The sequence below is a fragment of the Halioxenophilus aromaticivorans genome (assembly GCF_042850945.1).
In the GTDB taxonomy this organism is placed as follows: domain Bacteria; phylum Pseudomonadota; class Gammaproteobacteria; order Pseudomonadales; family Cellvibrionaceae; genus Halioxenophilus; species Halioxenophilus aromaticivorans.
Window position 1 is genome coordinate 1,195,586 of record NZ_AP031496.1, and the last position, 19,414, is coordinate 1,214,999.

At 52.8% G+C, this 19,414-nt stretch carries 19 protein-coding genes; 15 read left to right on the forward strand and 4 right to left on the reverse strand.

The window, feature by feature from the left end; translation table 11 throughout:
- The first annotated feature begins 188 nt into the window (after nucleotides 1–188).
- From ACGHM3_RS05255 to acs, 8 genes are all read left to right on the forward strand, one after another.
- Complete coding sequence (locus tag ACGHM3_RS05255) at nucleotides 189–647, forward strand: Rid family hydrolase (protein ID WP_345421684.1); 459 nt, start codon at nucleotides 189–191, stop codon at nucleotides 645–647.
- Between the two features lie 261 nt (nucleotides 648–908).
- Nucleotides 909–1,337: a 30S ribosomal protein S6 gene (gene rpsF, locus ACGHM3_RS05260; RefSeq protein WP_345421681.1), complete on the forward strand. Its 429-nt coding sequence runs from the start codon at nucleotides 909–911 to the stop codon at nucleotides 1,335–1,337.
- 16 nt (nucleotides 1,338–1,353) lie between these two features.
- Complete coding sequence (rpsR, locus tag ACGHM3_RS05265; protein ID WP_345421678.1) at nucleotides 1,354–1,581, forward strand: 30S ribosomal protein S18; 228 nt, start codon at nucleotides 1,354–1,356, stop codon at nucleotides 1,579–1,581.
- A gap of 18 nt (nucleotides 1,582–1,599) precedes the next feature.
- Nucleotides 1,600–2,466 (forward strand): hypothetical protein, encoded by an 867-nt coding sequence (locus tag ACGHM3_RS05270; RefSeq protein ID WP_345421675.1) that lies wholly within the window; start codon nucleotides 1,600–1,602, stop codon nucleotides 2,464–2,466.
- 37 nt (nucleotides 2,467–2,503) lie between these two features.
- Nucleotides 2,504–2,953: a 50S ribosomal protein L9 gene (gene rplI, locus ACGHM3_RS05275; protein ID WP_345421672.1), complete on the forward strand. Its 450-nt coding sequence runs from the start codon at nucleotides 2,504–2,506 to the stop codon at nucleotides 2,951–2,953.
- A 328-nt stretch (nucleotides 2,954–3,281) separates the two neighbouring features.
- Nucleotides 3,282–4,640, forward strand: a complete 1,359-nt coding sequence (dnaB, locus tag ACGHM3_RS05280; protein WP_345421719.1) for a replicative DNA helicase — start codon at nucleotides 3,282–3,284, stop codon at nucleotides 4,638–4,640.
- Nucleotides 4,641–4,866: 226 nt separating this feature from the next.
- Nucleotides 4,867–5,736: a pantoate--beta-alanine ligase gene (panC, locus tag ACGHM3_RS05285; RefSeq protein ID WP_345421669.1), complete on the forward strand. Its 870-nt coding sequence runs from the start codon at nucleotides 4,867–4,869 to the stop codon at nucleotides 5,734–5,736.
- 188 nt (nucleotides 5,737–5,924) lie between these two features.
- Nucleotides 5,925–7,865, forward strand: a complete 1,941-nt coding sequence (acs, locus tag ACGHM3_RS05290) for an acetate--CoA ligase (protein ID WP_345421667.1) — start codon at nucleotides 5,925–5,927, stop codon at nucleotides 7,863–7,865.
- 125 nt (nucleotides 7,866–7,990) lie between these two features.
- On the opposite strand, the gene ACGHM3_RS05295 is transcribed toward acs, so the two are convergent.
- Nucleotides 7,991–8,629 (reverse strand): tellurite resistance TerB family protein, encoded by a 639-nt coding sequence (locus tag ACGHM3_RS05295; RefSeq protein WP_345421664.1) that lies wholly within the window; start codon nucleotides 8,627–8,629, stop codon nucleotides 7,991–7,993.
- A gap of 183 nt (nucleotides 8,630–8,812) precedes the next feature.
- Between ACGHM3_RS05295 and smrA the strand changes: the two genes are divergently transcribed.
- The 3 genes from smrA to ACGHM3_RS05310 all read left to right on the forward strand — a co-directional run bounded on the left by smrA (nucleotide 8,813) and on the right by ACGHM3_RS05310 (nucleotide 13,965).
- The gene (gene smrA / locus ACGHM3_RS05300; RefSeq protein ID WP_345421661.1) at nucleotides 8,813–9,406 is read left to right on the forward strand and encodes a DNA endonuclease SmrA; all 594 of its coding nucleotides are present in this window, start codon (nucleotides 8,813–8,815) and stop codon (nucleotides 9,404–9,406) included.
- Nucleotides 9,407–9,718: 312 nt separating this feature from the next.
- On the forward strand, nucleotides 9,719–10,972 hold the full coding sequence (gene nhaD / locus ACGHM3_RS05305; protein ID WP_345421658.1) for a sodium:proton antiporter NhaD: 1,254 nt from the start codon (nucleotides 9,719–9,721) through the stop codon (nucleotides 10,970–10,972).
- Nucleotides 10,973–11,394: 422 nt separating this feature from the next.
- On the forward strand, nucleotides 11,395–13,965 hold the full coding sequence (locus ACGHM3_RS05310; RefSeq protein ID WP_345421655.1) for a TonB-dependent receptor plug domain-containing protein: 2,571 nt from the start codon (nucleotides 11,395–11,397) through the stop codon (nucleotides 13,963–13,965).
- Between the two features lie 30 nt (nucleotides 13,966–13,995).
- Here ACGHM3_RS05310 and ACGHM3_RS05315 read toward each other — a convergent pair whose 3' ends face one another.
- Together ACGHM3_RS05315 and ACGHM3_RS05320 are read right to left on the reverse strand one after the other, a co-directional pair.
- Nucleotides 13,996–14,436, reverse strand: a complete 441-nt coding sequence (locus tag ACGHM3_RS05315; protein WP_345421652.1) for an MmcQ/YjbR family DNA-binding protein — start codon at nucleotides 14,434–14,436, stop codon at nucleotides 13,996–13,998.
- Complete coding sequence (locus ACGHM3_RS05320; RefSeq protein ID WP_345421649.1) at nucleotides 14,433–15,086, reverse strand: glutathione S-transferase family protein; 654 nt, start codon at nucleotides 15,084–15,086, stop codon at nucleotides 14,433–14,435. The genes ACGHM3_RS05315 and ACGHM3_RS05320 overlap by 4 nt, the downstream gene beginning before the upstream one ends.
- An 86-nt stretch (nucleotides 15,087–15,172) precedes the next feature.
- Here ACGHM3_RS05320 and ACGHM3_RS05325 point away from each other — a divergent pair, with 86 nt between their 5' ends.
- The 4 genes from ACGHM3_RS05325 (at nucleotide 15,173) to ACGHM3_RS05340 (ending at nucleotide 18,494) form a co-directional block, all read left to right on the forward strand.
- Entirely contained in the window at nucleotides 15,173–15,760 is a 588-nt protein-coding gene (locus ACGHM3_RS05325) for a uracil-DNA glycosylase family protein (protein ID WP_345421646.1), read from the forward strand.
- 36 nt (nucleotides 15,761–15,796) lie between these two features.
- Complete coding sequence (locus ACGHM3_RS05330) at nucleotides 15,797–16,369, forward strand: NUDIX hydrolase (protein ID WP_345421643.1); 573 nt, start codon at nucleotides 15,797–15,799, stop codon at nucleotides 16,367–16,369.
- Nucleotides 16,370–16,451: 82 nt separating this feature from the next.
- A complete protein-coding gene (ppnN, locus tag ACGHM3_RS05335) occupies nucleotides 16,452–17,810 on the forward strand; it encodes a nucleotide 5'-monophosphate nucleosidase PpnN (protein ID WP_345421716.1) in 1,359 nt (452 codons plus the stop codon).
- 15 nt (nucleotides 17,811–17,825) lie between these two features.
- Nucleotides 17,826–18,494, forward strand: a complete 669-nt coding sequence (locus ACGHM3_RS05340; RefSeq protein WP_345421640.1) for an alpha/beta fold hydrolase — start codon at nucleotides 17,826–17,828, stop codon at nucleotides 18,492–18,494.
- Here the strand turns inward: ACGHM3_RS05340 and ACGHM3_RS05345 are convergent.
- Nucleotides 18,462–19,355, reverse strand: a complete 894-nt coding sequence (locus ACGHM3_RS05345; RefSeq protein ID WP_345421637.1) for a LysR substrate-binding domain-containing protein — start codon at nucleotides 19,353–19,355, stop codon at nucleotides 18,462–18,464. The genes ACGHM3_RS05340 and ACGHM3_RS05345 overlap by 33 nt on opposite strands.
- Nucleotides 19,356–19,414 lie beyond the last annotated feature (59 nt).

Sequence of the window (19,414 nt, forward strand, 5' to 3'; positions counted from 1 at the left end):
TACCTACCGTCGGCCACAAAGCACCAGCCCAAAAACACCAACCCCAAACGACGCCAATAGCGCGCGGCCCTGCGTCTGTTCTCCCAAACAAGAAAACACTACGTGGGTTTAGTCCCTGCACGTCTTAGTGGTCAGCTATCTTTCGTTATCAGCAATCTATTGTTATTAGCCCAACCGAGGAGTATGTAATGTTGTTGAGGAGTATTAAGGCTGCCTGTTTGTTGATGATTGTGGTCAGCCAATGGGGGCATGCTGCCGAGATTAGCCACGCGCCCGAAGCGGTGGTTTACCCCGCCGGAGCTCCCTTCACCGAGCTGGTGGTCGTGGATGAGACAATTTACCTGGCCGGGATGATTGGCGTTAAACCGGGCTTTATGGAGTTGGTGCCGGGGGGCATTAAGGCTGAGAGCAAACAGGTATTGGATAACATAAAGCAGGTGTTGGAGGCCAACGGCTTTGGTATGGCCAATTTGGTGAAGTGCACGGCCATGCTGGCGGATATTTCCCAATGGTCTGCCTTTAATGCCATTTATAAAACCTACTTTACCAGCCCCTATCCGGTGCGCAGTGCTTTGGGCGCTAACGGCTTGGCCCTGGGTGCTGCGGTGGAGTTGGAATGTATTGGTGCGGTGAAGCAAGGCCCTTAGGCTTGTTGTGCTGGGGCTAAAAAGTGAGTTGCGAGCTCTAAGGCTGCGGGCTCCATCGCGTTGGATCTCTTAGTAGCATTGGATGTCTTTGTAGCAAGGGATCGCCAAAGGCCTTGCACTCTTGGGCGATATTCCCTAAAATTCGCGCCCCTTAATGGCTCCGTTCGCTTTTTGAGCAGAGCCCTCCTTGCTTCACTGCTGTTTTAGTGCGCTGTTTTGGCACACTTTTTTGGCGGGAAGCGAAACCCGTAAGGAGTTTACATGCGTCATTACGAAATTGTTTTCTTGGTCCACCCAGACCAAAGCGAGCAGGTCCCTAGCATGGTAGAGCGTTACACCGCGTCTATCAAAGAATCTGGCGGTGCTGTACACCGTTTGGAAGACTGGGGTCGCCGTCAGCTGGCTTATTCCATCAACAAAATCCACAAAGCGCACTACATTCTGATGAATGTTGAGTGTTCTAACGACGTGTTGGATGAGTTGACCACTAACTTCCGCTACAACGACGCTGTTTTGCGTAGCATGGTTATCCGCAGTGACGAAGCTGTCACCGAAGAGTCGCCCATCATGAAGTCTGAGCAAGAGAGCCGTGAGCGTAAGTCTCGCCGCGAAGAGCGTCAGGCCCGTGAAGACAGCGAGAGCACTGCTGAGAAAGCAGCCGCACCCGCTACATCAGACGAAGAAGAGTAAGGGGAGACTAACTACCATGGCACGTTTTTTCCGTCGTCGTAAATTTTGCCGTTTCACCGCTGAAGGTGTATCTCAAATCGATTACAAAGATTTGGAAACCCTAAAAGCTTACATCACCGAAACCGGTAAGATTGTGCCTAGTCGCATCACTGGCACACAAGCTAAATACCAACGTCAATTGGCCAGCGCCATCAAACGCGCCCGCTACTTGGCTCTGCTGCCTTACACAGACAGCCACGAGTAACAACCAGACTGTGAGTGCATGATGGCACAGCTTTTTCGTGCACTGGCTCAGTTTGTAATGCAAGGGAAGCTCCAGGCATCGGTGATTGCCATCCTGGGGATTCCGGTAATCAGCCCCGCTGCAGTGGCCTTAGTGCTGATGCGGTTGGGCAGCAGCCCCGGCGCAATTGTATTTATTGCCGCCGTGGCCCCAGGGCTGGTGTTGTTTGCCAGCAGTGTAGCCAACGCCCTTATGGCGATGGTGTCTACGGCGATCTATCTGGCCATAGCCATTGCGGCTTTGGTGTTGCGCCAATCCCAGTCATGGAGTTACGCCCTCGGCGCGCTCCTTGGGTTAACGGTGGTAAATACCATTGTTATGTTTCTGGGGGCGCCCAGCCAAGTCGCGGCCATTACCAATGCCATAGCTGAAACCAGCCGGCAGATGGTGGCCCAGTACGGCACCGAGGCACAGGCACCGTTACAAGTAACGGATCGCTACACCCTGGGTATGATTGCCACGGTGAGTATGTTTGCCGCTATTCCCAGCTTATTACTGGCTCGCTGGTGGCAGGCGCTGCTCTACAACCCCGGTGGCTTCCAAAAGGAGTTTCACCTACTGCGGTTTGGCCCTGTGCTGGCCGTGGTGTGTTTGGGGGTGGGGCTATACCACTACAGCGCAGGTGAACCGTCCTGGGGTGCGGTCTTTTTTATGCCCTTAGTTGTGGCTGGAATAGGCTTAGTACACTGGATGGTGAAACAGCGCGGACTGGGCAGTCATTGGTTGATCGTGTTTTATATTTTTATGCTGTTGGTTGGGCCTATGCGAGGCATGATCGCGGTTTTGGCCGTACTGGACAGCTTGTTAAATTTACGTGGGCGTGTAGCGCCCCGGTCGCAAGATTAGGTTCTGCGGCCGCTACTCAAAACAGAGGGTAAACGAGATGGATGTTATTCTGCTCGAGAAAGTCGGTAAGCTTGGCGGCATTGGCGACAAAGTTACTGTAAAGCCTGGCTTTGGTCGTAACTTCTTATTGCCACAAGGCAAAGCACTGCCGGCCAACGAAAAGAACTTGGCTGATTTCGAAGCGCGCCGTGCTGACTTAGAAGCCGCTGCTGCTGCGAAAACATCAGAAGCACAAGCTCGCGCCGATAAACTGGCCGAGTTGGAAGCCATTACCATCACTGCAAAAGCCGGTGACGAAGGTAAATTGTTTGGTTCTATTGGCACCCGTGACATCGCCGAAGCCATCACCGCCGCTGGCGTTGAAGTGTCTAAAGCGGAAGTTAAGTTGCCAGAAGGTGCATTGCGTGAGCTAGGCGAGTACGACATCGACCTGCAGGTGCACACCGAAGTGTTCCAAACTGTTAAAGTAGTTGTTGTTGCTGAATAACTAACAGCATTTAGGCGGCGCCTGCGCCGTCTAGTTTTTGCTTTCAGCACTGCATTTCTGCCAAAAGCGAGCGGCTTTGCCAGCTCGCTTTTGTCGTTTGTGGCGGCGGTGATTTTAGGTCTGCTTTCCACAAGCCAAAATCGCTCGATTGCGTTAAGCTACAAGGCCGCGCCCAACCCCTGGGCGGGGCGAATTTGACTCAACGGCACACTCCCAAACACCCATGAACGAAGACGATATTCCCTACGAACCGATTCCCGATTCTGCCTACGAGCAAGATGCCGGTTTTGCTGGTGAGCGTTTTGAAGACGCCGGCGAAGGAGAATTGATGGCAGCGCCAGCCGACGAGATGCCGCATTCGTTGGAAGCCGAGCAGGCCGTACTGGGAGCCTTGATGCTGGACAACCAGCGCTTTGATGCCGTGGCCGAAGTCCTGGCCGAGGACGACTTCTACTCCGCCAGCCACCGCACCATCTACGCCATGATCTGCCGGCTGGAAGCCCGGGATATGCCGCTGGATGTGATTACCCTGGCGGAAGAACTGGAGAAAAACGACCAGTTGGAAGAGGTCGGCGGCGTCGGCTATCTCACTGGCATGGCCGCCAACACCCCAGGCGCCGCCAATATCGTCGCCTACAGCCGCATCGTGGCTGAGCGCTCCACCCTGCGCAAACTCATCGGCGCCGCCGGCGAAATCAGCCGCACTAGCTTTAACCCCGCAGGCCTGGGCGCGGACGAGCTACTGCAACTGGCCGAAAAATGGGTTGCCGAAATCGTGGAAGGCCAGCCCAAGCAGGGTGGCTTCCAAAAGATGAACACCCTGCTAAAAGAAGCCGTGGAGCGCATTGACGAGCTGTTTCGCTCAGACTCCGACATCACTGGTTTATCTACCGGCCTGGAAGACCTAGACTCGCGCACCTCCGGCTGGCAAAACGGCGAAATGATCATCCTGGCGGCGCGGCCCTCCATGGGTAAAACCGCGCTGGCGCTAAACTTTGTTGAGGCTGCGCTGTTTACCCAAACCCGCCCAGTACTGGTATTCAGCCTAGAGATGCCGGCCAATTCCTTGATGATGCGACTGTTGTCCTCAGTGGGTAAAATCGACGCTGGTAAAATCCGTGACGGTAGCCTCACCGAAGAAGACTGGCCCAAGCTCTCCGCCGCCATGGGTAAGCTGAAAGATAAACCCCTGTTTATCGACGACACCGCTGGCCTCACGCCGCAAGAGATGCGCGCCCGGGTGCGCCGTATTGCCCGTGAATTTGGCAACCCTGGTATGGTGATGGTGGATTACCTGCAGTTGATGCAGGTGGCCGGTAAAAGTGAAGGGCGAACCCAGGAGATCAGTGAAATCTCGCGCTCCTTAAAAGGTATCGCCAAAGAATTCGATTGCCCCATCATTGCGTTATCCCAGCTTAACCGTGGCGTAGAGCAGCGTCCCAATAAGCGGCCAATGAACTCCGACCTGCGGGAATCCGGCGCCATCGAGCAGGACGCCGACGTAATTTTGTTTATCTATCGCGACGAGTACTACCACGAAGAAAGCCCCGATAAAGGCATCGCCGAGTTAATCATCGGCAAGCAACGTAACGGTGAGGTTGGCACCAGCCGTGCCGCGTTTGTAGGCAAATTTACCCGCTTCGAAAACCTAGCACCGGAATACGCCAACCATGGTGGGGATTACTGACGGCGGATCAATGGGGTCAGAGCCATTGATCTGCCATCTGTCGCATAGGGCGCTCCACGGCCTTTCCTCTTTTTAACAATAACCCCGCTTCTTAATAGTTGCCCGCTGCCAAGCCAATAATTCAGCAAAAAATTCAGCCAATTCGACAATGGTGAATTAATCCCCCCCCGTGTGTATGATTTGCGCAACGATAACAAGTGAAGCAGTGATAGCGAGAGGCAGAACCATGCAGATATTTCACCACGTGCAGTCCATCCGCGAGACCCTGGCGGCGGAGCGAAAGGCAGGTAAAACCATTGGCTTTGTGCCCACCATGGGCAATTTGCACGACGCCCATCTGGAATTGGTGAAGATTGCGCAGCAACACTGCGATGTGGTGGCTGTCAGTATCTTTGTTAACCCACTGCAGTTTGGCCTGAACGAGGACTGGGATAAGTACCCGCGCACCTTTGACGCCGATACCCAACGTCTACGTGGCGTTAACTGTGACTACCTGTTTTATCCCGATGAGACCGAAATTTATCCCAACGGCATGGCCGAGCAAACTCGGGTGGTGGTGCCCACCATGACCGATGTGCTGTGTGGTGCTTCCCGGCCGGGGCATTTTGAGGGTGTTACCACCGTGGTTTGCAAGCTGTTTAACATCGTGCAGCCGGATGTAGCAGTTTTTGGCATCAAAGACTTCCAACAACTGGCAGTGATTCGCCGAATGGTGGAAGATCTCTGTATGCCGGTGGAGATCGTAGCGGGTGAAATCTACCGCGAGAGCGATGGCTTGGCCATGAGTTCGCGCAACGGCTACATAACGCCACAGGAACGGCCCAAAGTCAGTGTGCTCAACCGGGCGCTAAACACCGCGCGCGAGGCAATCATCAAGGGTGAAAAAGACTTCCACGCCTTGGAAATCGCCGCCAAAGAGGCCATTCAAGCCGCCGGATTTAAGGTGGATTATTTCTCCATATGTAACAGCAAAACCCTTGAGCCCGCCGCCAACGACGATGAAGAAATCACTCTGTTGGGTGCCATGTTTACCAATGCAGCCCGCCTGATCGATAACGTATCTTTACATTTGGGCGAGCCGAATAGCGCCGAATAACCCTGGGGTTAAATAATAACCAGTGAGACTTTAGGGTGAATTGGCCTACCACGATTGTCTAATTTCACCGCCACAGACAATCACGTAAGGTTTCAGGACTACAAATTCGAATAGCCTGTGACTGTTGGTGGTTAACCATGCGCCGCCAACACAGCAGTGAATAATTAAAACAGTGGAGGCTATAACAAATGGCAGATTCCAGTACCCGTCCCGTCCCTGCAGATTTCGCGGCACAAGCGCTTTACAATGAAGCTGCGTACGAAGCTGATTACAAACGCTCGGTTGAAGATCCAGATGGTTTTTGGTCTGAACAGGCGGAAAAATACCTCACCTTTACAAAGCCCTGGAACAGCGTATGTGAATACGACTTCCACGCCGGTACTGCCAAGTGGTTTGATGGCGCCACCCTCAATGTGAGCGTTAACTGTATCGACCGCCACCTAGAGACACGCGGTGACCAAGTGGCATTGATTTGGGAAGGCGACGAGCCTGGTACCGATGCCAAAATCACCTACAAGCAGTTGTCAGAAGAGGTCAACAAACTGGCCAACCTGCTGCGCGAGCGTGGCGTTAAGAAAGGCGACCGGGTGTGTATCTACCTGCCCATGATTCTAGAAGCCGCCTACGCCATGCTGGCCTGTACCCGCATCGGTGCGGTGCACTCCATTGTATTCGCCGGTTTCTCACCAGATGCCCTGAAAGACCGTATCAACGACAGCGACTGTAAAGTTGTTTTGACCTCCAACGAAGGCCTGCGCGGCGGTAAGCGTATCCCGCTGAAAGCCAGCGTTGACGAAGCCCTGAAAGACTGCCCCAACGTGCACACCTGTGTTGTCGTTGCTCACACCGATAAAGTGTGTGACACCTGGGTTGAAGGACGCGATATCGATTACCGCGAAGCCGTTGCTGGCCAATCCGTAGATTGCGAGCCAGAAGAAATGGGCGCGGAAGATCCGTTGTTCATCCTCTATACCTCCGGCTCCACTGGCAAGCCAAAGGGTGTTCTGCACACCACCGCAGGCTACCTGTTACAGGCAGCATTCACCCATAAAACCGTGTTCGATTACAAAGACGGCGAAGTTTACTGGTGTACCGCCGATGTGGGTTGGGTAACCGGCCACTCTTACATCGTCTATGGCCCGCTGGCCAATGGTGCCACTTCGTTGATGTTCGAAGGCGTACCTACCTACCCAGACGTAAGCCGTTGCTGGGAAGTGGTAGACAAGTACGACGTCGCTATTTTCTACACTGCGCCCACCGCCATCCGCGCCCTAATGGCCGCCGGTGATGAGCCCGTTACCAAGTGCTCTCGCAAGAGCTTACGCGTACTGGGTACCGTGGGTGAGCCCATCAACCCAGAGGCCTGGGAATGGTACTACCGCGTGGTTGGTGACGAGCGCTGCCCCATTGTTGATACCTGGTGGCAAACTGAAACCGGCGCCCACATGCTGACGCCACTGCCCGGTGCCACCGCGCTTAAGCCCGGCTCTGCCACCAAGCCATTCTTCGGTGTACAACCTGTACTGTTGGATGCTGACGGCAAAGAAATGGAAGGCCCAGGCGAAGGCAGCCTGGCCATTAAAGCCAGCTGGCCCAGCCAGATCCGTACCGTATACGGTGATCACAAGCGCTTGATAGACACCTATTTCTCCACCTACCCAGGTTACTACTTCACCGGTGACGGCGCCCGTCGTGACGAAGACGGTTACTACTGGATAACTGGCCGCGTGGACGACGTACTAAACGTATCTGGCCACCGCCTAGGCACGGCTGAAATCGAAAGCGCCCTGGTGCTGCACGATAAAGTCGCCGAAGCCGCGGTTGTGGGTTACCCCCATGAGATCAAGGGCCAGAGCGTTTACGCCTACGTCACCTTGATGGACGGCCAAGAGCCAACGGACGAGTTGAAAAAAGAGCTGCTGAAGCTTGTAGTGCAAGAAATCGGCGCTATTGCGCGACCAGAGATTATCCAATGGTCTCCGGGCCTGCCAAAAACCCGTTCTGGCAAAATCATGCGTCGTATTCTGCGCAAGATTGCCGCTAACGAGCTGGATACTCTGGGCGATACCTCCACCCTGGCAGATCCAAGCGTGGTAGACACCTTGATCGAAGAACGTGCCAACAAGTAAGTGTTGGTAAGAGCGCGGAAAAGGGCCTTCGGGCCCTTTTTTGTGCCTGGGTGTTTGGTGTACAGAGATAGGAAGTTCGATCTGGGCTGCCCGCCCAGGGTGGGCGGGGGAGGGTGGATTACTACCTATTGCTGAGTGCTTTCTATCAGGCGCTTTTCGACCTCGGCATCTAATTTTAACAATCGAGACAACTCTTTTAGATACATAGCCTCCATGGGGCTTTGCTCGTCAATCACCAGGCGCGACGCTAAGTAAATCTCTGATGCCATGGCTGGGTCCTTGGCCAATGCGGCGATTTCGGTTGGGTCCAGGGGTTTGTTAATTTCTTTCTCCAAAAAGCCGCGCTCATTAATGCTGAGGTTGGATGAGGCAAAAGCTTCGTTAATACGTGCCCGCTCTGCCTCATCTATATGACCATCGGCCTTAGCCGCAGCGATCATGGCTTTGAGAATCACCAAGGGGTGTTCTTCGTCGTTCTCATTAAACGACTGGGGGTCGCTTTGGTTGGATTTTTCCGCTTGGTAATCGTTGTATACCTTGTAGGCCAAAGCGCCCACGGCGGCAGCTCCACCGATTTTAAGCAGTTTAGATCCCTTACCGCTTTTGAGTAGCATGGTCAGTAAGCTGCCGCCGGCGGCACCCAGGCCTAGGTTCTTCAGTGCATCATTACCGCCTAAAGAGGCCCCCAGGCCCGCGGCCTGCTGTTTGCCCTGGTTTACTACCGATGAGTTCAACACTGTGCTTAACAGTTTGCTCAGATTCATGGGTTATTCCCTTTCAACAATTGTGCTCTCTAATGCCCTATTGGAACGTAACAAAGGGGGTTTGGTTCCGGTTTCGGTGTGCGTGGCAGAGCCAAGCTGGCTGCCAGCCGCCCGGCGCCGATCACTTGCAAACCCAACCCAGTGACATACAATCGAGCTTTGCGCTCTACCCAGGAGGAACCTATGTCGCGCCCTAATGATGACCAAGACTTCTTCCGCAGCGCCATGTCCGATGTGCGCCCAATCAACAAGAAGGCCAATCGTGTAGCGCTGTCTAAAACCGCCGATACCCTTAACCATGCGGCCCGGCGTTTGGCTGCCACCGAACAAGAGGTGGTGGACCAAAACGGCCTCACCGGCAGCGAAGAGCATATTGAAATGCTGTCGCCCTTTGATGTGCTCGAATACAAGCGCCCTGGCATACAAAACGGGGTATACCGCAGTCTACGCTTAGGCAAGTACAACATTGAAGCCCGCCTAGATCTGCATCGCCACACCGTGGATATGGCGCGTTCGGCGTTGTATCAATTTATTCAAGATTGCCTGCAACACGATATTCGCTGTGCCATTGTTTCCCACGGCAAAGGCGAGGGCAGGGATCAGCCGCCGGTGATAAAAAGCTGCATCGCCCATTGGTTGCCCCAAATACCCGAGGTGCAAGCCTTCCACAGTGCGCAAAAGCAACACGGAGGCACCGGTGCTACCTATGTGATGCTGAAAAAGTCCGAACGCAAACGTCAGGATGACCTGGAGCGCCATCAAAAACGCCGCGGCTAATCCATCTACTTGCCAAACGCTAACGCGGGCCCGTACCGAAGTAGGAACCGCTGCGACTATTCTCCTATTTACCCATTAGTGCGGCAGGTGTAATCTTGCCGCCGCCTAAGGGCGCATTCTTATGGGTTTTTTCTGTAGTGATGAAAAACAACCAGCCAACGTAGAGTGGCCCACAACAGCCGGCAATCCGCAACGCAAACGCGGCCCGCCCACCAGCAAACACCCCAGCGCCCAACGGCCTACGGGGCATTTCAATTAATTGAAAGCGATTAACTGAGGTGCTTCTAACAAGGACTAAAAGTTGGGATTTTTATGAGTGTTGTACACCTACTGCTAATTGGCTTGGCGATTCTCGCCTTGCTATCCATCGTGTTTGAAGAAGTCATTCACGTTAACAAAGCCAAAAGCACACTTTTTATCGGCTGCTTTTCTTGGCTTATTCTTTTTTTTACCGCAGGCTCCGCCGAGCACCAAGTGGACGTTGGTCACGCCTTAAATGAAAACCTATTAGAAATTGCCAGCCTGTGGTTATTTTTAATGTCTACCATGACCTTTGTGGCCTATCTTAATGCCAAGGGGATGATTCAATCGGTGGTGCAGACCATTTTCCCCCAGGAGTTGTCCGTACGGCGACTTTTATTTTTGGTGGCGCTGTTCTCCCTGGTTTTGTCGGCCATTTGTGACAACGTAACCGCAACCCTGGTTAGCCTCGGGTTAATTAATGCCTTTAACGTGCCACGCGATATTAAATTTAAAATGGCGGCGCTAGTGGTGTTTGCGGTTAACTCCGGTGGCGTGGCGTTAATTACCGGCGACGTAACCACGTTAATGATCTTTCTAGCCGGCCACGTATCCATGGTGGAGTTGGTAACGCTGTTGATTCCGTCTATGTTGGCGGTTGCGATTCTAGCTCTGCTATTTGCCATCGGCACCAGTGGCCGAGTCAGTACCACCCCGGTGGAATTTAATTTTACCCGGGTGGATATCACCATTACGGTGATATTTTTCGCCACTATCCTGTGCACCATGCTCTTTAATATATTGTTTAAAGTACCACCGGTGCTGACATTTTTGACGGGCCTGTCGCTGATGTTTTTGGTGGGGCGTGTCTCTAGCACCGATACCGAACAAACCAAAATTTTGGAGTACATCCGTCAAATCGAGTACGACACCTTACTGTTCTTTTTAGGCATTCTGTTGATTGTAGGCATGTTGCAGGAAATCCATGTGCTGCAGCAATTGGCCCAATGGTATATGGCCATCGCGCCGGAATACGCCAATTATATAGCCGGTGTTATTTCCGCTTTGTTGGATAACGTACCGCTTACGGCAGCGTTGCTAAAAGCCAATCCAACCTTAAGTGACCAGAATTGGCTGGGCTTGACGTACGCGGTGGGCGTGGGCGGGTCACTGCTCATTATTGGTTCGGCGGCGGGCATTATTGTGATGAGCAAGGTGGAGGGCTTAAGTTTCGGTCGCTATCTACGCTATCTGCCAGCCTTGCTAATCGCCTACACCAGCGGTTACGGCTTAACTTTGTTTTTGTCCGGTGTCTTTTTTGGTTAGTGGCTGGTTTGGCTAGTGGCTGTTTTTGGCTAGTGGGGGGTTAATAGCTTATTGGGTTGGTAACCTGTTTGGTTGGTCTCCTGAATGGTTGTTCACTGCCAGTGCGGATTTGGTCAGGTTTTTAATATTTGCACGGCTTTAAAGCCAAATGGCGCTTCTATTTTTTACCCTAGAGGCGCCAGTTTAAACCGGGTTTCGGTAGTCCGGTCAATTAAACGTGGCTGCGATTAAAAAGCTGTCCGTATCGGAAAAACGGGCAGTTATTCTCCTCTAATTTACTCTCACCCGTTCTAAAAACCCAAAATTCAGCACACGCTTAAGGGGTGAAAAAAGGCTGGCATAGCGGTTGCTGTCGGTTAATCGATTGATTGGTTGATTTATTGATCACTTTTTGGAGATTAACCACCACCCAGGAGACACGCGTGCATAATTTTAAATACCTGCCACAGTTATTTGCTTCTGCCACCATTGGTACAGTGGCTATAGGCCCGGTTTCTGCTGTAGGGCAGGAGATGGAAACCGTCGAGGTCACTGTAGTCCGGGATGAAAATTCCATTATGCCTTCCGGCGACGGTACCAGCTCGTTCGGATTCGACAAAGCCTTGGTAGAAACCCCACGTTCCATATCTGAAGTCAGCGCCGATTTAATAGAGGCCTACAGCTTGCGCAGTGTGGATGACCTGGTGCGGTTAACCCCCGGGGCATTTACCAGTTCGTTTTTTGGTATTGCCGGTGCCATGGATATTCGTGGTGAATCAGCGGATAACTTTTATCGTGGCTTTCGCAGAATTGCCAATCCTGGTGCCGTAAAAACCAACATTCGCGGCGCACAAAACCTAGAGATTATGCGAGGCCCAGTCACGCCACTGTACGGTACTGGTAGCGTGGGCGGGCAGCTCAACTACATTCCTAAGTCGGCCAAAACCGATACCACCAAATACATTGCCGAGGCCACCGGCCAAATTGATGCCACCCTAGGCTCCTACGACCAGAAAATTATTGCCGCTGAAGGTGGGCTGCCCGTTGAAATCGCCGGCCGCGCAGGGGGCATCTACGCTTTTGCCGAATACGAAAATTCTGGCTCATTTTACGATGGCTTTGATCACGAAGATTATCTGGCCCAGGTCACCTTTGATTTCGACCTAAGCGATACCTTGTTGCTGGAAGCGGGCCTGCAATGGCAAAAATCCAATGCCATTCAGGTGTCGGGTTGGAATCGCGTCACCCAGGAGCTAATCGATAGTGGCACCTATGTCACCGGCGGCGCGCCGGTAAGAAATTCTGATTCTGGCTTAGGCTCTGATCGGCTCTTGCCCCAAGAATCTGGCTTTGTCACCGGCGCGGCGCCGAATTTTATCAACTCGTCCTTTTCTGGCGTAGGTACGTTTTGTAGCCCCGCCACGGTGGACGGGGGCACCTCCAACAGCAACTACAGCTACAACGGTTTTGATTTATTTTGCCCAGGCGTGGGTACCAATATTGAAGACAGCTATGCACTGACTAACCCGGGCACGGCGCAGATCGACCACAGTACGATTTTTATCGACCCATTGGATTTCGCCGATACCACAGCGATTACGGCCTACGTGGATTTAACCAAATCATTCAACAGTGGCACCCAGTGGAAAAACCAACTGTTCTACGATTATATGGACCACACCAAGTATCAAAGCTGGGGTTTTACTGCAGACTACCCCGGCGCCGAAGTTATAGAAGCTCGTTCCACGCTGTCTTTTACCACTGACTTTGAAACCGTCGCCGTCGATCATATTACCGGTGTTTCCCTGCGCCATGAGGACTTGGACTTAAACCACGCTTTTTACGACGAAACCTTTGATTTTAGAGATATCTCCGTGGGGCCAACCGCCAATGATCGCATCGATTGGGCGGTGAGTAACCCCTACGCCAACGGCAGTATCGTCTACGATGCCAATGGCAACCCGGTGGGGATCGATGGCACGGTGCGACGCAATTTTAATGAAGAGCAGGTCTCAACGTTGTTTAACGCCGGTGCCTTTTATCTGGCGGATATCCAATACAATCAGTTAAACCTATTGCTGGGCGCGCGCTACGATTATTACGACGTCGAAGCCGCGGAAGAAGCGCGCAGTTTATTGGGGATATTATTCGCCGATGCCAACGGTGATAACCAACCGGATACGGTATCGGGCACAGAGGACGGACTGAGTTGGAATCTGAGTGTGTCCTATCAATTCGACAGCGGCTTTGTACCCTACCTTACGCTGGCGGAGTCGAGCTCATTGAGTACCAATCAGCTGGGAGGGATCATCGCCTCAACCGTAGAGAACGGAGAGTTTCTACAAGATTCCGAGCTCGCCGAAGCCGGTATTAAATTCGCCAGTGACGATGAGCGGATTTACGCAGCGGTGGCCGCCTACGATCAAGAAAAAACCTACCGCGATGGCCAAACCGGAGCGTTGATTGCCGTTTACAGCGAAGGCTGGGAATTCGAGGCGCGGGCATTGTTAAGCGAATATTTTTCCTTCACCGCCACCGCCACTCATATCGAAACCACAGAAGTCAGCGATGGCGCTTTGGCCGTCATCAATGGCGCTGAATTCGCGCAGCAGAATGGGTTAGAGGCATGGCAAGTCTATGGTGGCAGAATAGCCGGGGTGCGCTCTACCTTTGTTGGCTCAAACGTTGAGCTAGATCGCGGTGGTCTACCGGATAACATGTTGAGCCTGTACGGTAATTTTACCTACCCCACCGGGCTGGGTAAGTTTACTTCCAGCGTGGGCTTTAGCTGGGCCGATGAAACCTATACCGATGCCCTAGAAACCGTCTTGTTGCCCAGCTACACCGTTTGGACCGCCAGCGTTGGTTTGGTGGCGAGCCAATACGAGCTATTGCTAAGCATCAACAATTTATTCGACGAGGAATACTACACCTCGGCAGATCTGTTTGATTCTGTGGTGGTAAAACCCTCGGAAGGGCGGACCGGCTCGTTGATGTTCAGCTATAAGTTTTAGACCTCACAGGGAGGGCTCGTGTTAAAGGTTTTAGCGCGAGTCCAACCGCAGTACTTGGGCATCGTACCGCAGCATGATTGCTTTGCGGTCGGCCACTTTTAAACCGTAAAAAACCAAACTGTAGGAATGGTCGATCTGGCTTTCAATTTCGCTGGTGGGCACAGAGCCATCGAATAGAATGGTATTCCAGTGCTTTTTATTAAGGTGGTAGCCACCGCTTATGGCCGGGTAAATATCGCGTAGAGCCTGGGCGCGATCCGGGTCGCATTTAAGACTAATGCTGTGGCTTAAATCCTTGGGCATCGAAGCGCCTTTTACAGGGCTGTTTTTCTCCGCCGTTTGTTTGGCCTCCGGTATTAACGCGAAGACTTTGCCGCGTATTTTATAAACGGCAACTTCCGGGCCAAAGGGATATTCCATAGTGGCTTCGGGTTTAGTTTGGCAGTAGTGCTTGGCTTCTGTGCGGTTCATGTTTGGCCTACCTCATCGCCTGGGATAATTTCTGGTTCTTGCTCGGCATCACTAATCCATTGTTGCAATGCCGGGTTTTGCAGTTGCCAATCGGCGTAGATTTGGCCATCTCCGGATAAAACAATGCCATAGCTACGAAACCGCACAACAATGGGCGCGTAAAAACAATCGGCTATAGAAAATTGACCAAATAACCAGGGCCCTTGGTGACAGAACGTTTGCCGGCACCGGTTAAATAATTGATCAATTCTGGCAATGTCTTTGGCTAACTGCCCATCGGTTGGTACGCGTCTGCCGGTGGCTCGGCTGTTCATGGGTAATTGACTGCGGATAGCGCCAAAGCCGCTGTGCATTTCTGCGCTGGCCGATCGTGCCTGAGCGCGAACCATGGCGCTGGCGGGCCAACCTTGGTTATTTAAATAGTGCTCAGACACATACTCGCAAATCGCTAAAGAATCCCAAATCACCAAATCATCATCTTGTAGCACAGGCACTAGTCCCACCGGTGAATAGGTCGCTAACTGCTGCTTAAATTCCGCCGAGCCCAGCGAGAGGCGAACTTCTTCAAAAGGTATTTGATGATGGGCAAGCAAAAGCCAAGGCCGCAGTGACCAAGAGGAGTAGTTTTTACTGCCGATGATAAGTTTCATTGGATTATTGTTTCCGTTTGACGGGTTAGAAATCAATGGGGTCAGATCCGTGATCTGACCCCATTGATTTTGGTAATATGGCCACTATGACCGAGTCTCTGCCTGCATTGTTGACCAATATTCGCAATTGTACCCATTGCCAAGAGTACCTGCCCCAGGGGTGCCGGCCGGTGATCCGCGCGCGGGCCTCTGCTCGGTTGTTGATTATTGGCCAGGCTCCAGGTACCAAGGTGCACGCCAGTGGTATTCCCTGGGACGACGCCTCCGGCGAGCGCTTGCGGCGCTGGTTAAACCTCAGTAACGAGGTGTTTTACGACGAGAGCAAGGTCGCCATTATGCCCATGGGTTTCTGTTACCCTGGCAAAGGCAAATCCGGCGATCTGCCGCCTCGGCGGGAGTGCGCTCCCCTGTGGCACGGCCCGGTATTGGCGCAGCTACCTAAGGTAAAGCTTACGCTCTTGGTGGGCAGTTATGCTCAACAGTACTATCTTCCGGGTAGGGTGAAAACCCTGACCGAGCGGGTGCAACGCTGGCAGGAATACGGGCCGGCTTTTATTCCGTTGGTTCACCCATCGCCGCGCAACCAGCTTTGGCTGAAGAAAAACCCCTGGTTTGAGTCGGATATCATCCCTACGGTGCAAAAGCGAGTCGCCGAATTGTTGCCCGGGTGTTAGGCTAGGGTGCTCTGGTTTAGCGCTTAAAGGGACGGTATGTCGCAGAAGCACAAGCAAAAAATTGGTGGTTGGATGGAGAAATCCTGCACCACAGAATACGAAAACCCCTGGATCAAAGTTACCCACAGCGAGGTGCTGACCCCGGCGGGCACCGATGGCGTCTACGGTTTGGTGCACTTTAAGAACAAGGCCGTTGGCGTGCTACCCATTGACGACGACGGCAACACATGGTTAGTGCGGCAAAGTCGCTATCCATTGCAAGAATTCACCTGGGAGATTCCGGAGGGTGGCTCTCCCGAGGGTGAAGACCCACTGGCTACCGCTAAGCGGGAGCTGAAAGAGGAAGTGGGCTTGGAAGCCACTGACTGGCAATTACTGCAGCGCATGCACCTGTCTAATTCGGTCACCGATGAAGAAGCATTTCTGTACCTGGCTCGGGGCATCACCGAATCCGGCGGCATAGAGCTGGATGACAGCGAGGATATCACCAGCAAAAAAGTACCCCTGCAAGAGGCCATTGGTATGGCGTTATCCGGTGAAATCACCGATTCGCTGTCTGTGGTGGCGCTGTTGCGCTACGCGTTGAATGCAAAAGCCGAAGCAGGCTAAGTGGTCTAAAATTAAAACCAATAAAAGCGTTTATAAAAAATAAAGCAGTTTTATAAGAGAAGGTTATAACATGACATTCAAGGTGGATACGTCCATTTCACCCAAGCGCAGCTTGGAGATTTTGTCGCAAAAAGAAGTAGAAAACCTGCGCGTTACCAGCAAAAGCGAAGACAGCCTGCACGCGTTATTTCGTCAATGTGCACTGGCTATTTTGCACTCCGGTAAAACCACCGATGACGCAGCTGCCATGCTGGATGCCTACAACGATTTTGAGATCGACTTGATTCAACAAGACCGTGGTCTGCGGTTAAATTTAACCAATGCACCGGCTCAGGCATTTGTGGATGGCGAAATGATCGCTTCCAGCCGAGAGATGATATTCAGTGCGTTACGGGATTTAATTTATTGGCAAAGCATTCGCCAATCCAGCAGCGAAGACTTGTCCACCAGCGCTGGTATCACAGATTACGTGTTCCATTTGTTGCGCAATGCCCGTGCCCTAGTGGCTGGTGAGTTGCCGAAGTTGGTGGTGTGCTGGGGTGGCCACTCCATTAATCACGAAGAATACGATTACTGTAAAGACGTCGGCCACGAGCTAGGTCTGCGCAAGCTGGATATCTGTACCGGCTGTGGACCTGGTGCCATGAAAGGCCCCATGAAGGGGGCAACCATTGCCCACTCCAAACAACGCATAAACGATGGCCGTTACCTTGGCATTACCGAGCCGGGCATTATAGCCGCCGAGGCACCTAACCCCATCGTTAACGAGTTGGTGATACTGCCGGATATCGAAAAGCGCCTGGAGGCTTTTGTGCGCATGGGCCACGGCATTATTGTCTTCCCCGGTGGTGTAGGCACGGCGGAAGAGATTCTGTATTTATTGGGGATTTTATTGCACCCCGATAACGCTGACATTCCCTATCCATTAATTTTTACCGGCCCGGCATCCTCGGAAGCCTATTTTGTGCACCTGCACGAATTCATTGGCCAAACCCTGGGCATTGAGGCGCAACAAAAATACCGAATCATTATTGGCAACTCGCAACAAGCCGCCAAAGAAATGGCTGCGGGTATTGAGGCCGTGCGAGAATTTCGCATAAAACAAAACGATGCCTTTTACTTCAATTGGGCACTTAAAATAGAACACGCTTTACAGCAGCCCTTTGACGCCACCCACGAAAATATGGCGGCATTAAATTTGAGTTTGGAATTGCCCAAGCACGAGTTGGCGGCCAATTTGCGCCGGGCGTTTTCCGGCATTGTGGCGGGTAACGTAAAACCCAAGTGGGTAAGGCACATTAAAAAGCACGGCCCCTACCAAATTAAAGGCGAGCCAGCGATTATGGAGCCCTTGGATAGACTGCTACGCAGTTTTGTGGATCAAAAACGCATGAAACTACCGGGCAGTGAATACATTCCGTGTTACGAACTTATCGATTAATAGAAAGGATTAACCATGGCAGAGAATTACCTACCGGCCATTGAAGTGGAAACCGGAGAGAACATTACCGCCAGCGTCATTTGGTTGCATGGCTTGGGTGCCAGTGGCCACGATTTCGAACCCATTGTGCCGCATTTGGGCTTTGCCAAGCAGCAGGGTGTGCGGTTTGTTTTCCCCCATGCGCCCCAGCGGCCGGTAACCATTAATAACGGCGTAACCATGCCGGCCTGGTACGACATTTTATCCATGTCCCTGGAGCGTGAAGTCGACAGCGCACAGCTGCGCCAGTCTGCGGAGCAAACCATAGCTTTAGTGGAGCGAGAAATTGCCCGGGGTGTGCCCAGTGAACGCATTGTACTGGCTGGGTTTTCCCAGGGCGGAGCGGTGGTGTACGAGGCGGCGCTGAGTTTCAGCAAACCCCTGGCCGGGTTGATGGTGTTATCCAGTTATTTTGCTACCGCCGATTCCATTGACATTGCCGAGGCCAACAAAAGTATCCCCATACTGGTGTGCCACGGTACCCACGACCCGGTGGTACCGGAGCAGCTAGGCCAGCAGGCGGTGGCGCATCTTAAACAAGCCGGCTACAGCACCGACTACAAAACCTATCCCATGGACCACTCCGTTTCCATGCCGCAAATACAGGATATTTCAACCTGGCTGGGCAGCGTACTGCCGGCATAGCTCTAACCAGGCGGCCACGCCTGGGCTTTCAAATTTTTGCTTGTGCAGCACAAAATAAAACTTGCGCTGCCAATTGCGATGCGGGGCCTGCAACGGTTTAAGCAAGCCCCGTTCTATGTCTTCTTTGATACTGATCTCAGACAAACAGCCCACGCCCAGCCCGGCCTGAACCGCGCGCTTGATGGCCTCGGTGTGCTGCAATTGTAATCGGATATTGGTTTTGTTGATCAGTCCGGCCATGGCCCGGTCAAAGCCTTGGCGCGTGCCGGAGCCGGGCTCTCGCACAATCCATGGTAGGGCTTGCAGTTCTTCGTCGCTCAGCGCGTGGTCCGCGGTGCTGGTGTCGTCGGGCCGGGTAAAAATCTTCAGGTTGTCGTCCATCCACTCGATAACGTTTAAATCCGGATGGTTCAACTCCCCTTCTACCAACCCTACATCCAAATCAAAGTGCAGCACTTGGTCGACAATGCTCTGGGTGTTGGCCACGGTGAGCTCCACCCGAGCATTGGTCTCATCGGCCATATATTGGGCCATAAGCTCCACGGCTAAATAGTTGCCAATGGTGAGGGTGGCGCCCACCTGCAAGGTGCCCGGCGTGTTGTGTGCCGCCAGGGTGTGCTCCAGGGCATCGGCCTGGGCCAGCAAAGCCTCTACCTGGGGCCGCAGCTGCCGGCCGTGCTCATTGAGGCGTATGCGTTTTCCGGCGCGATCAAACAATTTGATGTCGTACTGGGACTCCAGCTCTTTCAGCGCGCTGCTGGCGGCGGATTGCGACATGGACAGGGCCTCGGCGGCGCGGGTCACGTTTTCCAGCCGGGCGATGGCCATAAACACTTGCAGTTGGCGAAGGGTGTAGTGCATATCAAAAAAATGGATTAATAAAATAAGATTAATTCATTATACGGATGGTTGATCAAAAG